The organism is Phyllobacterium endophyticum (assembly GCF_003010935.1).
Classification (GTDB): domain Bacteria; phylum Pseudomonadota; class Alphaproteobacteria; order Rhizobiales; family Rhizobiaceae; genus Phyllobacterium; species Phyllobacterium endophyticum.
Genome location: NZ_PGGN01000002.1, coordinates 1232404 through 1246797, shown reverse-complemented (window position 1 = coordinate 1246797; position 14394 = coordinate 1232404). Strand labels below are relative to the sequence as shown.

Below are 14394 nucleotides of genomic sequence, written 5' to 3'. Positions count from 1 at the left end.
GGGCGACGTTTCGACCTTGAAGGATGATGTTATCGTGGTGAGAGGAGACGTCTCGACCCTCAAGGGAGACGTTTCCACTGTCCAGGGCGACGTTTCGACCTTGAAGGATGATGTTATCGTGGTGAGAGGAGACGTCTCGACCCTCAAGGGAGACGTTTCCACTGTCCAGGGCGACGTTTCGACCTTGAAGGATGATGTTATCGTGGTGAGAGGAGACGTCTCGATCCTCAAAGGAGATGTGTCAGGCCTGAAAGGAGACTCGGCGGGTTTGAAGGATGATGTCTCAGGAGTGAAGGGAGATACCATCAGTTTGAAAGAGGGATTAGCTTATCTCAAAGGCAGAATCGAAAATCTTCCCACGATGCTGCAACTCCTCGGTTTTGTATTGGCGATATTTGCCATGGCTGGGTTCTTCAAATATTTTACGCCATAATAAGCCAAGTCGGACCACTTGGCCTTGCCGGCACGCTGCTCGCTTTCTCCCGTCGTCACTGATCAACTAGGACGCCTGAAATCCAGCCCCTTGAATGCTGTTCCGGCCACGATAATCCAGCCGAGAATGAGCAACGAGCCGCCCAGCGGTGCGGCAAACGGAAAGAGGCGGTGGCTTGCAAACTCAAGCGAGATGAGATCGCCGACAAAGAACAGCAAGCCGAGCGCAAGGGCAACTCCGCCGAACAGGGCGGCACGGTTGAGTTTCGCCAACAGGGATAGAGCCAGAAACGCCGGAGCATGAATGAATAAAATCGGCGCGATGGTGCTCATGTGGCCTGCGCCGCCATGCGCCGCAGCGGCATAGGCAGCAATTCCAGAAGCGCCAAACAGTCCGCCCAAGCTCGCGAAGATCCGGTTGATTTCCAAGTTGTTGTTCTCCGTGTTCAGCCTCGTTGGCGCGAGTTTCTATTTTACGCGGGCTAGAGCTTGCGGAAGCTGCTGTTCGAAAAAGTCGAGTTCATCGCGGAGTCCGACACTCACCCGGATGCAGCGATCCAGTACAGGTGCCATCGGCTTGCGCACGAAAACGTCATTCTCGATCAGTCCATTGAGCACGGCGAGGGCATAGGGGCCGTCCCGTCCGCAATCGATCGTGACGAAATTCGTGGCTGAGGGGATAGCGTGGAGACCATTATCTGCCGCAATCCCGGCGATACGCTCGCGCCCGGCGATGATCCTGCCCACCGCATTGCGCAAATACTCTTGATCCGCCAGCGCTGCCAACGCAGCAATTTGCGTCAGCCTGTTCATCCCGAAGTGGTTACGGATCTTGTCGAATGCGAGGATTGGCCTGTCCGCCCCGATAGCATAGCCGCATCGCATTCCTGCCAGTCCGTATGCCTTGGAAAACGTTCGCATGCGCAGAACGTTGCTTCGCCCAACATGGATAGGCGGCAAGGCATCTGTTGGCGCGGTTTCGCCATAGGCCTCGTCGAGAATCAGCATCGTGGTTTCGGGCAGCGCGTCGATGAAGTGTTCGATCTCCGCCGCATCCCACCATGTTCCCATCGGATTGTCAGGATTGGAGAGATAGACGAGTGGCGCACCTTCGCGCTTCACTGCTGCAAGCAGGGCTTGAAGATCTTCGCGGTCTTCACGATAGGGAACGGTAACCAGCCGGCCACCGAACCCGGCGACGTGAAAATTGAACGTCGGATAGGCGCCAAGTGATGTGACGACTGGCGTGCCTTCCCGTACATATTGGCGCACGGCCAGCCCAAGCAGGGTATCAACGCCTTCACCGACGACAACATTGGCAGGTTTGACGCCCAGGTGCTTCGACAATGCCTGTTTCAGTTCGAAATTCTCTGGATCGGCATATTTCCAGGCCTCACCCGCCTGATCTCGCATGGCGGCAATGACTGACGGCGCCGGGCCGAAGCCGCTTTCATTGGCACCGAGGCGCGCTTTGAAAGGCCGTCCGCGTTTGCGCTCCAGCGCTTCGGGTCCGACGAAGGGCACGGTTGAGGGGAGATTATCGATCAGGGGGATCAGCAGCGGTTCCATGGCCACAGCGATATCAGTTTTTCCGCTGGCGAAAAGCAAAATTTCACTCATTTTACGCCAGCCTTCCCGCCGTCCATACATGCGCAGAGCGGGCCGGGGCGGAACCAAATCACGGGCGCGGGGTTTTCCCTCCACTGTGGACAAGCAGGTTCAACAGAGAGGCAAGATAATGAAAACGGTTCTTTTAGTTACTGCAGCAGCATTCATGGCCAGCGCCGGCCTGGCGAGCGCCCAGGACAGTGTCGTCGTCGAAGTGCCACAGTCGGCCCGCGAATATGTCATCGCCCATCCAGCCGATCCGGTTGTGATCGAGGGTGACCTGTCGCAGGGCTATGTGGTGCCTGAAAGCGTCGTGGTGCGGCCGATTCCGGAAAGCCCGGGCTACGGATACATCTATGTTGAGGGCCGTCCTGTGATCGTCTCCATGGAGAACCGTCAGGTCGTATATCTGTCTGAGGGCTCAATGGAGGTTCCTGACGATGTGGTCTCCTATATCGAGACCAATCCCACCGACCCCGTGGTCATCGAAGGTGATCTTACGATGGGAACGGTAATTCCGGCCGATATCCCGCTGGTCGCTGTACCCGATCAGCCCCGCTATTCCTATGTATATGTGCAGGATAGACCGGCTTTGGTTGAAACCGGCACGCGGCGCGTTGTCTGGGTCCGATAAGTCACACTGGTCTGGTGCACCCGCACGCTGTGAAAGGCGAGCGGGTGTTTTCTATGGACGATGCCGATAATAGCGATAGCGATAACGATTGTCGTAGAGGATCAATGGGGTATTGAACTGCATTTGCTCCAATTGGGCGCGGCTGGCCGCGCGCCGGTCGAGATCCAGGTCTAGCAGGCAATTGGCAAAGGCGTCCGTCCCGCGGCGGAAGCCATAGGATGAACAGGTTTGGCCGTCGATCGCGCGCCGCTCTTCCGGGGTCATCGACACACAGCCCGCAATGAGAAGTGTGAGCAAAATCGCTGAACCAGTCAAAAGTTTCATGGGGTCCTTACCGGCCAAGGCTAAATACATGCGTGAAAATCACTGGACAGGTTTGAAATGTCGCCGCCCGCTTTCTTCGCGCTCTCGGTCATGGCGTTCCACAGTGGCGATGAGTGAGGCGAAATAACCATATCCGACCAAGAGAGTACCTAGGACGACCGATGTGAGCAGATTGGCCAATTCATTTGTCATCTGAACCCTCGTGCTGACGTGAACTTGCCGGTTATACGTAGTCCATACGAGGCCATTAGCCAACAGAGGCTCGAGACGGCCACAAATATCCAGCGACGAGAATCGTAATCCAGAGTTATCTCGGGATTGTTCATCAATATCGCTGCAGGTCCTATAAAGCCAACCAGAATCGTTGCTGTCGCACGCCGATCCAGCGACGCAGAAAAGTACTTAACTATCTCATTGTCACGAACTCGCGCATCGACATCGCCGCCCATCGTCTGTTCCTGGCGGAAAACAAAGCAACACTATCCCAATTATAGGGACGTTTCATAGCCAGACTTTGGTTGAATACAGACGTTACGGGGTGCTGCCGTCAGGTCGCGAGAAACACACCGGCAATCATGAAAATCACAACAATGCCCGCCAGGATCGGCAGCATCGAGAAACCTGAAGAGGTGGGCTCGTGTTTCAATACCAATTCGGCAAAGCGAGCAGGATGGTGGCTGCTATCTGGGTACAGACGACGAACGTCACGAACGGAATAAACCCGTCGCTTATCTTGCGGTTATCATTTGCTGCGGCAAAGCTCATAAGGACTGCTCCCGATTGGACGATCCTCGCAAGTGGTGAGAGGATCATGATCGTCAGTGCCGAATTTCGGCTTGGTCACGCAACTGTAACAGTTTGAAACTTTTTGTCACCCAAAAAGTTCTCTTCAACTGTTCAACTTGGCCGTGAAAACCGTTTCCGGCAGATCCGATCTTGCTGCGTCAATACAGAACATTCTTAAGTTTCAGTTGTTTGCAACGGCGGCGCGAAAGCTGTGCAAGCTCCGCGCCGCGGTATTTTTTGTTACTCTGCGGGCACTGCCGTCGGCGCAATCGTGCCCGAATTGTGACCGGTCTCGCCGGCAAAGTTGCTGCCGTGGGTAGAATGCCTGAGCGGACGGTTGCCCGTCAGGCTGCGAACCAGCACGTAAAACACCGGTGTCATGAACAGTCCGAACAATGTCACGCCGATCATGCCGGCGAACACCGCGACACCCATCGCGCTGCGCATTTCAGCACCGGCCCCTGTCGATGTGACGAGCGGCACCACACCCATGATGAATGCCAGCGACGTCATCAGGATCGGCCGCAGCCGCAATCTGCTCGCTTCGATCACAGCCTTGAATGGCGTCGACCCGGCAAACTCCAGCTCCCGAGCGAACTCCACGATCAGGATGGCATTCTTGGCCGATAGTCCAACCAGAACGATGAGTCCGATCTGCGTGAACACGTTGTTGTCGCCCGCCGTCAGCCAGACGCCGGCAAGAGCGGCCAGCAATCCGAGCGGCACGATCATGATGATCGACAGCGGCAGCGACAGGCTTTCATACTGCGCGGCCAGAACGAGGAACACGAGCAGGATCGACAGCGGGAAAATAAGGTAAGCTGAATTGCCGGCGATGATCTCCTGATAGGTCAACTCGGTCCACTCGAAGCCAATCCCGGGCGGGAGTGTTTCGGCGGCGATCTTTTCCACCGCAGCGCGCGCCTGGCCCGAGGAGTAGCCGGGCGCCGCATTGCCGTTCACATCGGCCGCAAGGAAGCCGTTGTAACGCATGGCGCGATCCGGGCCGGCGCTGGAAGAGACGTTGACGAGCGCCGACAACGGGATCATTTCACCCGAACCGGAGCGCACCTTCAGGTCACCGATGTCTTCGGCCTTGGCCCGGAAGTCGGATTCGGCCTGCATGCGGACGGAGTATGTGCGCCCGAACTTGTTGAAGTCGTTGACGTAGACCGAACCAAGATAGATCTGCAGTGTGTTGAAGATTTCCGGCAGCGAGACGTTGAGTTGGCGTGCCTTTGCACGATCAACATCGGCATAGAGCTGGGGAACATTGATCTGGTAGCTTGTAAATAGACCCGTCAATTCCGGCGCAGTAGCCGCCTTGGCGAGGAACGCCTTCGTGGCATCGTCAAGAGCCTGATAGCCGAGACCATTCCGGTCTTCGATTTGCAGCTTGAACCCGCCGATTGAGCCAAGCCCCTGGACCGGAGGCGGCGGGAAGACCGCACTGAACGATTCCTGAATGCCGGCAATCTGCTGATTGAGCGCCATTGCGATCGCGCCAGCGCTCAGATCCGGAGTTGTGCGCTCTTCGAAAGGCTTGAGCGATACGAAGACGACGCCTGCGTTGGAGCTGTTGGTGAAACCGGCGATGGATAGGCCCGGGAAAGCGATCGTGCTTTGCACGCCTGGAATTTTGAGCGCCATGTCACCGATGCGCCGGACGACCGCTTCTGTCCGGTCGAGCGTCGCGCCATCCGGCAGCTGGGTGAAGCCGACGAGATATTGCTTGTCCTGCGGCGGCACGAAACCGCCCGGTACGCTCTTGAACATGAAGGCCGTTGCACCGATCAGAACGAGATAGATGCCCATCATGATCGTCTTGCGCGAGATCACGCCGCGTACACCCTTGCTGTAGCCGTTGGCGCCACGCGTGAACACTGCATTGAACCCGCGGAAAAGCCAGCCCAGCGTCAAGTCCATGAAGCGCGTCAGGCGATCTTTCGGCGCATCGTGCCCCTTCAACAGCAAGGCTGCGAGGGCAGGCGATAGTGTCAGGGAGTTGAATGCCGAGATAACCGTCGAGATGGCGATCGTCAGCGCGAACTGCCGGTAAAACTGCCCGGTCAGTCCGGTGATGAAGGCGAGGGGGACGAACACCGCCACGAGAACGAGTGCAATCGCGATGATCGGCCCGGAAACCTCGCGCATCGCCTGGATCGTCGCCTGACGCGGCGCCAGGCCGTTCTCGATATTACGCTCGACATTCTCCACCACCACGATGGCATCGTCGACAACGATGCCGATGGCGAGGACAAGACCGAACAGGCTGAGTGCGTTGATCGAGAAGCCGAACAGATGCATCACCGCAAACGTTCCGACAATGGATATCGGAACCGCGATGAGCGGGATGATCGATGCACGCCATGTCTGCAGGAAGAGGATGACCACGAGCACGACCAGCAACACGGCCTCAAGCAGCGTGTGGATGACCGCTTCGATCGAAGCGCGGACGAACTGGGTTGTATCGTAGACGATCTCGTAATCCACGCCTTCCGGCATGGTCAGCTTCATCTCGTCCATCGCGGCACGAACTTCGTCGGCGATCTGGATCGCGTTCGAGCCCGGTGCCTGGAAGATCGGGATGGCGACGGCGCTCTTGTTGTCGAGCAGCGAGCGTAGCGAATAATCTGCTGCTCCAAGCTCGATACGGGCGATGTCGCTCAGATGGGTGATGGCGCCATTGGCGGCGGTTTTGACGATGATCTGACCGAATTCTTCTTCCGATTGCAGCCGTCCTTGGGCATTCACCGTCAGTTGCAGGTCGACATCGTTCGAGTTGGGCGAAGCACCGATCGTGCCGGCGGCGGCCTGGACGTTCTGCGCGCGGATCTCGTTCAGAACGTCCGTCGCCGAGAGGCCAAGTTCGGCCGTCTTTTGTGGATCGAGCCAGACGCGCATTGAATAATCGCCTGACCCGAACAGCTGCACGTCGCCGACACCATTGATGCGGGCGAGGCGGTCCTTGATGTTGATCAGGGCGTAATTGCGCAGATAGGTTATGTCGTAGCGGTCATTGGGAGAGATCAGGTTGACCACGAGCATCAGGTCCGGAGAGCTCTTTACCGTGGTGATCCCGAGGCTGCGCACCTCTTCCGGCAGGCGTGGTTCGGCCTGGGAGACGCGGTTTTGCACCAGCTGCTGCGCTTTGTCCGGATCGGTGCCGAGCGCAAACGTGACAGTCAGCGTCATCTGGCCGTCGGCTGTTGCCTGGCTGCCCATGTAGAGCATGCCCTCAACGCCGTTGATCTGTTCTTCCATCGGCGTTGCGACAGTCTCGGCAATGACTTTCGGGTTTGCTCCCGGATATTGTGCCCGCACCACGATGGATGGGGGCACAACGTCGGGATATTCCGAAACGGGCATGGTCGTCAGCGAGATGAGACCGCCAAGGAATATGATGAAAGAAAGAACGCCCGCGAAGATCGGGCGATCAATGAAGAAGTTGGAAATGTTCATATCAATTCCGCCTGCCCGATGAAGGGCTCTGAATTATTGTTTGACCTTGGCCTGATCCGCCAGCGCCTGCAGGTCTGGAGCCTTGCCGCCCATCGCCACCATCTCCGGGGCGACGAGTGAGCCTGGGCGAATGCGCTGCAGGCCGTTGACCACGATCTTGTCATCCGCCTGCAATCCAGCCGTGACGATCCGCAAACCATCGGTCCTCGCGCCAAGCGAGATTTCGCGGTATTCGACGACGTTCTGGGGGTTTACGACCATGACGAACTTCTTGTTCTGATCTGTTCCTACAGCCTTTTCGTCGACCAGCAATTCATTGTGCTCGTTGGCTTGGCCCATGCGAACCTTCGCGAACTGCCCTGGAATTAGCTTACCATCGGCATTGTCGAAGACAGCGCGAACCTTGACCGTGCCACTTGAGGCGTCAACGCTGTTATTGATCAGTTGCAGCTTGCCGGAGATACCGTCCCTGCTGTGAACATCCATCTGAACGGGGATTCGGTCGACGAAGTCGCGGCTGTTCAAGCCTTCCGGAAGATCGGCAAGCGCATTGGCAACGACGTTCTCATCAGCCTCGAAACTTGCATAGATCGGGCTGATCGATACCAGCGAGGTCAAGAGCGGCGAGCTTGGTCCCGCGGCGATCAGATTGCCCGGCGTGATCTCGATACGGCCAACGCGGCCGCTGATCGGTGCGCGTATATCCGTCCAGTCAAGGTTGAGCATCGCGGTCTGGAGAACGGCCTTCGCCGCTTCGAGATCCGCCTGCGCGCTGATCTGAACATTCAGGCGCTGGTCGTAGTCGCTTTGCGAAGCGAAGCGCGAGGTCACAAGCTGCTTGCCGCGAGCAAGCTCGCCCTTTGCATAGGCAAGTTTTGATTCTGCGGCTGCCACCTGTGCCTTTGCACGTGCGACTTCCGCCTCGTACGGCGCAGGGTCGATCTTGACCAGGAGGTCGCCCTGCTTGACGATTGCACCTTCCTTGAAGGCAACCGACTGGATGGCGCCGGCAACGCGTGAGCGAACATCCACCTGGTCGACTGCCTCGAGTCTTCCCGAGAACTCGCTCCACCGTGTGACAGGCTGGGACTTCACGACCGCAACTGAAACAGGGGTGGCTGGCGCGGGCGCCGCCTGGCTTTTCTCGCCTTCCGCGTGGCTCTGCTGCATGTCGAGAAGATAAGTCCCGCCCGCTGTCGCAAGCGTGAGAACCAGGGCGCTGGCGTATAGGCTTTTTCTTAGAGTGCTGATTGACATCGTGGTCATCCTGCTTTGAAGTTTCCGCCAATGGGAGGAGTGGCGAATCCGAATTCGAACATCGAATTGAGCATTGACGTTATATACCGATCGGTATAGAACGGCTGATATAAGGCGGCGATGCAACAGCTGTCAATGGAATTTTATACCGGTCGGTATAATTCTTTTAGGGAGTAATGTCCATGGGGCGGCCCAGGGAATTTGATGCGGATGATGCCTTGCAGACGGCTTTGGAGCTATTCTGGCGGAAGGGCTATGAAGGCACGTCCATCACTGACCTGACCGATGGCATGGGTATCACCAAGCCAAGCCTCTACGGAACTTTCGGCAACAAGGAAGAGCTGTTCCGCATGGCGCTGCAGCGCTATGAACAAAATTACATGTCCTTCTTCTGGAAGGCGCTTGAACAGCCGAGTGCGCGCGTGGTCGCGCTTGACGTACTCCATGGTTTTGCCGATGCCCAGACGGAAGAGTGCAATCCCGGTGGATGCCTTGGTATCAATGCCGCGATGGGGTGCAGCGAGGCCGCGGAAGCCATACAGAAGACGATCATCGAGCGTCGCCAGGTGGCGCAGAAGGCGCTGGCCCGGCGCTTCGAACGGGCCAAGCGCGAGGGCGATCTGCCCGCTGACAGTAATCCGGACGATCTCGCACGCTACCTCCTGACCATTGCTCAAGGGACCGCAGTCCAGGCGTCGAGTGGCGCAGCCCGCGATGAAATTTACCGGCTTATCGACATTGCCATGAAGTCCTTTCCGGGGTCGAACTAGAGGAAGTTCATCCTCGGCGGGCAGGGGTGGATTACGTTAGCCTGTTCCGGAACAACCAGGCGGAGAAGGGCAGGGTGACCGCAGCGATCGCTACAAGAGCGAGCATCTCCGGCAGCAATTGGCTCAACCCCGCGCCTTCGAGGTAAACCTGGTGCGTGATGCTGATGGCATAGCGCAACGGATTGATCAATGTCAGGTATTGCAGGATTTCCGGCATGTTGCCTATGGGCGCCGTGAGACCCGACAGCAGCATGAACGGCATCAGCAGTATGAACGAATAGATCATTGCTTGCTGCATATTGCCGGCAAGCGAAGAAATGAAGAGCCCGATACCCACCGCCGCCGCGAGGAAGAGCACAAGGCCAAGATACAAGATGAAATAGGATCCGGCGAAAGGTATCTGGAACCATAGCTGCGCTACGAGCAGGATGGTCGTCGCCTGGGAAAGTCCGACGAGCATGGATGGAAGTGCTTTTCCTACCATTATTTCGGATGGCCGGAATGGTGTAACCAACAGCTGGTCGAATGTACCGGCTTCGCGTTCGCGGGCTACGGACATTGCCGTCAGCATCAAAGTCATCATCATCGTGATCGTGCCGATCAATGATGGAATCATGTACCAGCGCGTTTCGAGACTGGGATTATACCAGGCGCGGGTCGTGACCTTGACACCACTGCTCGTTTCCTGGCCATTCTGTGCGCGCCACTGGGTCGTGAAATCCGTTGCGATCGTGCTTATATAGCTCTGCGCGGTGCCAGCAGTATTGGAATTGCGCCCATCGGCTATGACCTGCAATTTCGCGGGCATTCCCGCCATCAGCCGTCTTTCGAAATCCTCATCGATGACCACGACCAGAAGGACGCGCGCGTCGTTGATGTACTCGTTGATATCCGCCGTCCGCTGCAATGTGGCAACGCGGCTGAAAATACCGGAACCGTCCAGCTTTGCGACCAGCTCGACGGATGCTGCGCTGTGATCGTGGTCAAGCAACGCATAGGGCACATTGTTGAGATCGTAACTCGCCGCATAGCCGAAGATCAGACATTGCAGGATGGGCGGAAGCACCAGCACGAAACGGCTCTTGGGATCCTTGAACATCGCCAGCAATTCCTTGCGGATCAGCGCGATTATGCGGAAGAATGATTCTCTCATGACCGCCTCATCCGAGCTTTTTGCGGGTGGCGAAGACGCTTGCGGTCATCAGAAACGTTGCCATGGCCGCAAGCACGGCAGCATTGGGCAGGATAACGGCCCAGATATCCCCGGCCAGGAACAGGGTCTGCAGTACGCTGACGAAATAGCGCGCTGGAAAAATGTAAGTGAAACCCTGAATGACAGGTGGCATGCTTCTGATGTCGAACATAAAGCCTGAAAGCATCATCGCCGGCAGGAAAGTGATGATCAGCGTGATCTGGCTCGCCACGAACTGATTCTTGGTGAGCGACGAGATCAAGAGCCCGATGCCTAACGCTACCAGCAGGTATAGCATCGATACGATGATCAATATCCACAGCGATCCGCGCAAGGGAACACCAAACAGCAACTGGCTGCCGATGACCGAGAGGGCCAATCCCAGCATGCCAAGCACGAAGTATGGAACGGTCTTGCCAAGCAGGATTTCTCCTGGCCGCGCAGGCGTCACGAACAGCGCTTCGAATGTGCCGCGCTCCCATTCGCGCGCTATTACAAGTGCCGTCAGCAATGCGCCGATCAGCGTCATGACAAGTACGATCAGCCCCGGCACCAGAAAATAGGTGCTGTCATTGGCAGTGTTGAACCAAAGCCGTGTCTGAAGATCGATGGATGCGCCTGTGTTCAATGGCTTGCCCTCGGAGGCTTCCCGCGCCAGCCAGGTGCCGATAGCCCCCTGCGCATAACCCAGCGCTATACGCGCCGTGTTGGCATCGCTGCCATTGACGACGACCTGAATCTCCGCCGTACCGTTCTGTACGTCGCGGGCAAATTGCGGCGGAATGCGCACGATGCCGCTCACTGTCTTGTCGGCAAGCAGCCGTTCTGCCTCCGCCATGGTCTTGACCGGGTGCGTCTGAAAATAATCCGACAGTTCGAAGCCGGAAACCGCCGCGCTCGCCTCTGCCGATGATTCCTCCATGACCAATGCTACCGGCAGGTTTTTCAGATCGAACGAAAGGCCATAGCCGAACAGGATCAACAGGACCATCGGCATGACAATCCCGACGGCGATGCTGCTTGGGTCGCGCACCACCTGCCAGCTTTCCTTGCGAACCAGCGCGAGTATCCGGCGCAGGCTGCCGCGTTTGGACGCGGTCATGGTTACGCTGCCTCCCTTTTATCGCGGCGGGATTCCTCGACGATGGCGATGAAGGCATCCTCCATGTTCGGTTCTTCGCCATCCTTCGGCTTGGCATGACCGCGGATTTCGGCGGGCGTACCCTCCGCAAGATTACGCCCCGCATCAAGAATGATGATACGGTCGCAATATTCTGCCTCCTCCATGAAATGTGTGGTGACGATCACCGTTACGCCTTGCTCGGAAAGCGCGGTAATGCGCCCCCAGAATTCGCGCCGGGCAAGCGGGTCGGCACCGCTGGTTGCTTCGTCGAGAAACAGAATGTCCGGCTCGTGCAGCAGCGCCGCGGCCATGGCGAGACGCTGCTTGAAACCGCCGGGTAATTGTCCGCTCGGCAGCGTCGCAAGTTCGCCAAGCTCGAACTGCTCTTTCGACCACGCGATTCGATCGCGCTTCTTCTGGCCTCGCAAACCATAGGCACTGGCGAAGAAGTCGAGATTTTCATCGACGGAAAGATCGCCGTAGAGCGAGAATTTCTGCGCGACATAACCCAGCTTCTGCCGCGCCTCCGCCCGCGAGGTGCGCAGATCCGCCCCGGCGACCCGCAGGGCGCCGCTGGTTGCCGGCATCAGCCCGCACAGCATGCGAAACGTCGTGCTTTTCCCGGCGCCGTTGGGCCCGAGCAGGCCGTAGATCTCGCCGCGGTTCACCTGAAAGCTGACATGGTCGACAGCGGTGAAATCACCGAACTTGCGCACAAGATCGTGGACTTCTACCGATATCTCGTCGCCGCCTGCACTCTTCGGCCTGTCCAGTGCCACTTCGCTGGAATGGCTCTTGGTGGCGACTGCGCTGAAAAGCACCATGAAACCGTCCTCGAAACGCGCCCGGGTTGGCTGCAGGTCGACTGCTTTTCCGTCGATTCCGATGTCGCCCGTGAAGTCCGGCTGCCTTACGACGCGAACCTTGCCTGCCTCCGGCACCGCATCGACCACGCCCTCCTGGCGAAAGAGCCGCGCTTGCAGCGATCGTGCGTTCGTGCCTTTGCCGGGCGTGGCGATGAAGACGCAATCCTTCGCGGTTGCGGTGATTTCATCGGGCTTGCCCTGCGCCAGAACCTTGCCCTGGTGCATGACGACGGCATGGTCGCAAAGCTCCGCCTCATCGAGATAGGAGGTGCTGACAACGACCGTCAATGCATCATCGTGCACGAGCTTGGTGACGATCTCCCATAATTCCCGCCGTGACAGCGGGTCGACGCCCACCGTCGGCTCATCCAGAAGAAGAAGTTCCGGCGAGCGCACCAGCGTGCAGGCAAGACCGAGTTTCTGCTTCATTCCGCCTGAGAGCTTGCCAGCAAGCCGCTGGGTAAAGCGGCCCAAATCGGTCATTTCCATCAGCCGCGGATATATTTCCCTGCGCTCTTCGCGGGTGATGCCATGCAGGTCAGCATATAAATCGAGATTCTGCTGGACGCTCAAATCCTCGTAAAGGCCGAACTTCTGCGGCATGTATCCAATCCGGTTCTGGATCGTCTGCGGGTCGGCCGCTACATCGACACCGAGCACCGAGAGTTCGCCGCTATCGGCAACCATCAGCCCGGCGATCAGCCGCAGCAGAGTGGTCTTGCCTGCACCGTCCGGACCTACGAGCGCGGTCAGCGTGCCTTGACGGGCTTCAAAAGAAACACCCTCCAGCGCTTTGACAGTCTCTCCCGTATCGCGGCGGAAGCTCTTGTGGATGGTCCGCGCCGTAACGGGATTGGCTGGCGCGGTCGCCGTCATGGCGTTGCCTTGCGACCGGAACTCTGGGGCAGGGGCTTTGGCGCCGCATCGGGCAGCAGCTTCACGGTTGCAGGCATGCCGAGCCGTAGCAGATCATCCTGGTCCGCGACGAAAACCCGCACTTCATAGACAAGACTTGACCGCAAATCTTCCGTCTCTACGGTCTTGGGGGTAAATTCGGCAATTGGCGAAATGAACCCCACCCAGCCATCGAGGGGCCGGTCGGGAAAACTGTCGGAAGTAATCCTGGCTCGCATGCCGGAGCGCACATGCCCCAGATTGACCTCCGAGACGTAGGCCCGCACCCATTTCGTGCCGATCGTGGCAAGCGAAAATACCGGCTTCGCCGGCGCGGCCATTTCGCCCGGCTCCATCAGGCGGGAGCGTACGACCGCGTCGAAGGGTGCAATCAGTTCCGCGTCTTCCAGTTCCTGCCGTATCAGCGCCAGCTGCGCCTCGCTGCCGCGCAATTGCGCCTCGGCCTGCAGCAGCTCTTCGGCACGCGGGCCGGCAATGGCAAGATCAAGCGCGCTCTGGGCCACTTCCACCTTGGCGTCAGCAACGGCCGCCGCGGCTTTGGCGGTATCGAGGTCCTGCTTGCTGATCGTCGCTGTTGCGGTCAGTGCAGCCCGCCGCTCATATTGTATGTTGGCGTTTGCGGCGTCTGCCTTGGCAGATGCCAAATTTGCACGCGCCTGTGCAATTTCTTCAGGGCGGCTGCCATTGCGCAGCTTCATCACCATGGCGCGCTGGGCGGCGACAGTAGCGTCTGCTTCGCGCACCTGCGGCGACAGCCGGCTTGTATCGAGCCGCGCCAGGACCTGCCCCTTCTTCACCACGTCGCCTTCTTCGACGAGAACACCGGCAATGCGCTCGGAGCCATTGAACGCGAGCGTCGCCTGCCGCAGGTCCACATTGCCGTAGAGCGTCAGGGCATCGTTTTGCACTGGCCGGTGCAAATACCACCAGGCTCCGCCGCCAATAGCAGCGATGAGAAGAAGAAGAAGGATGACACGGAGAGGCTTTTTCATGTTTTCATCATACCGCCAAAAATGCGCAGAAGT

14 protein-coding genes are annotated in these 14394 nt (G+C 58.1%); 3 read left to right on the top strand and 11 right to left on the bottom strand.

Features of this window, described 5'->3' with window-relative positions; all coding sequences use genetic code 11:
• Positions 1-433 (top strand): hypothetical protein (locus CU100_RS14160; RefSeq protein WP_407070323.1); only part of this gene is annotated, 433 nt, incomplete at its 5' end.
• 62 nt (positions 434-495) lie between these two features.
• On the opposite strand, the gene CU100_RS14155 is transcribed toward CU100_RS14160, so the two are convergent.
• Both CU100_RS14155 and CU100_RS14150 read right to left on the bottom strand, forming a co-directional pair.
• On the bottom strand, positions 496-861 hold the full coding sequence (locus CU100_RS14155) for a DUF423 domain-containing protein (RefSeq protein WP_245419005.1): 366 nt from the start codon (positions 859-861) through the stop codon (positions 496-498).
• Positions 862-900: 39 nt separating this feature from the next.
• Positions 901-2052 carry a pyridoxal phosphate-dependent aminotransferase gene (locus CU100_RS14150; protein WP_246709395.1) on the bottom strand — a complete coding sequence of 384 codons (1152 nt, stop codon included), beginning with the start codon at positions 2050-2052 and terminating at the stop codon, positions 901-903.
• Between the two features lie 118 nt (positions 2053-2170).
• On the opposite strand from CU100_RS14150, the gene CU100_RS14145 reads away from it, so the two are divergent.
• Positions 2171-2674 carry a DUF1236 domain-containing protein gene (locus CU100_RS14145; protein WP_106717155.1) on the top strand — a complete coding sequence of 168 codons (504 nt, stop codon included), beginning with the start codon at positions 2171-2173 and terminating at the stop codon, positions 2672-2674.
• Between the two features lie 51 nt (positions 2675-2725).
• On the opposite strand, the gene CU100_RS14140 is transcribed toward CU100_RS14145, so the two are convergent.
• The 5 genes from CU100_RS14140 to CU100_RS14125 all read right to left on the bottom strand — a co-directional run bounded on the left by CU100_RS14140 (position 2726) and on the right by CU100_RS14125 (position 8503).
• Positions 2726-3016 (bottom strand): hypothetical protein, encoded by a 291-nt coding sequence (locus CU100_RS14140; protein ID WP_407070331.1) that lies wholly within the window; start codon positions 3014-3016, stop codon positions 2726-2728.
• Positions 3017-3037: 21 nt separating this feature from the next.
• Positions 3038-3190 (bottom strand): hypothetical protein, encoded by a 153-nt coding sequence (locus CU100_RS26890; RefSeq protein ID WP_170113822.1) that lies wholly within the window; start codon positions 3188-3190, stop codon positions 3038-3040.
• A 450-nt stretch (positions 3191-3640) separates the two neighbouring features.
• A complete protein-coding gene (locus CU100_RS27495; RefSeq protein WP_280951607.1) occupies positions 3641-3763 on the bottom strand; it encodes a hypothetical protein in 123 nt (40 codons plus the stop codon).
• Between the two features lie 261 nt (positions 3764-4024).
• Positions 4025-7246, bottom strand: coding sequence for an efflux RND transporter permease subunit (locus CU100_RS14130; protein WP_106717153.1), 3222 nt, complete (start codon positions 7244-7246; stop codon positions 4025-4027).
• A gap of 33 nt (positions 7247-7279) precedes the next feature.
• Positions 7280-8503 carry an efflux RND transporter periplasmic adaptor subunit gene (locus tag CU100_RS14125; RefSeq protein ID WP_106717282.1) on the bottom strand — a complete coding sequence of 408 codons (1224 nt, stop codon included), beginning with the start codon at positions 8501-8503 and terminating at the stop codon, positions 7280-7282.
• Between the two features lie 182 nt (positions 8504-8685).
• Here CU100_RS14125 and CU100_RS14120 point away from each other — a divergent pair, with 182 nt between their 5' ends.
• Complete coding sequence (locus CU100_RS14120) at positions 8686-9273, top strand: TetR/AcrR family transcriptional regulator (protein ID WP_183635562.1); 588 nt, start codon at positions 8686-8688, stop codon at positions 9271-9273.
• 31 nt (positions 9274-9304) lie between these two features.
• On the opposite strand, the gene CU100_RS14115 is transcribed toward CU100_RS14120, so the two are convergent.
• From CU100_RS14115 to CU100_RS14100, 4 genes are read right to left on the bottom strand one after another with little or no spacing between them, the layout of a single operon-like run.
• Positions 9305-10426: an ABC transporter permease gene (locus CU100_RS14115; RefSeq protein ID WP_106717151.1), complete on the bottom strand. Its 1122-nt coding sequence runs from the start codon at positions 10424-10426 to the stop codon at positions 9305-9307.
• A gap of 7 nt (positions 10427-10433) precedes the next feature.
• On the bottom strand, positions 10434-11567 hold the full coding sequence (locus tag CU100_RS14110) for an ABC transporter permease (RefSeq protein WP_106717150.1): 1134 nt from the start codon (positions 11565-11567) through the stop codon (positions 10434-10436).
• Positions 11568-11569: 2 nt separating this feature from the next.
• Complete coding sequence (locus CU100_RS14105) at positions 11570-13330, bottom strand: ATP-binding cassette domain-containing protein (protein ID WP_106717149.1); 1761 nt, start codon at positions 13328-13330, stop codon at positions 11570-11572.
• Positions 13327-14361 carry an efflux RND transporter periplasmic adaptor subunit gene (locus CU100_RS14100; protein ID WP_106717148.1) on the bottom strand — a complete coding sequence of 345 codons (1035 nt, stop codon included), beginning with the start codon at positions 14359-14361 and terminating at the stop codon, positions 13327-13329. The genes CU100_RS14105 and CU100_RS14100 overlap by 4 nt, the downstream gene beginning before the upstream one ends.
• Positions 14362-14394 lie beyond the last annotated feature (33 nt).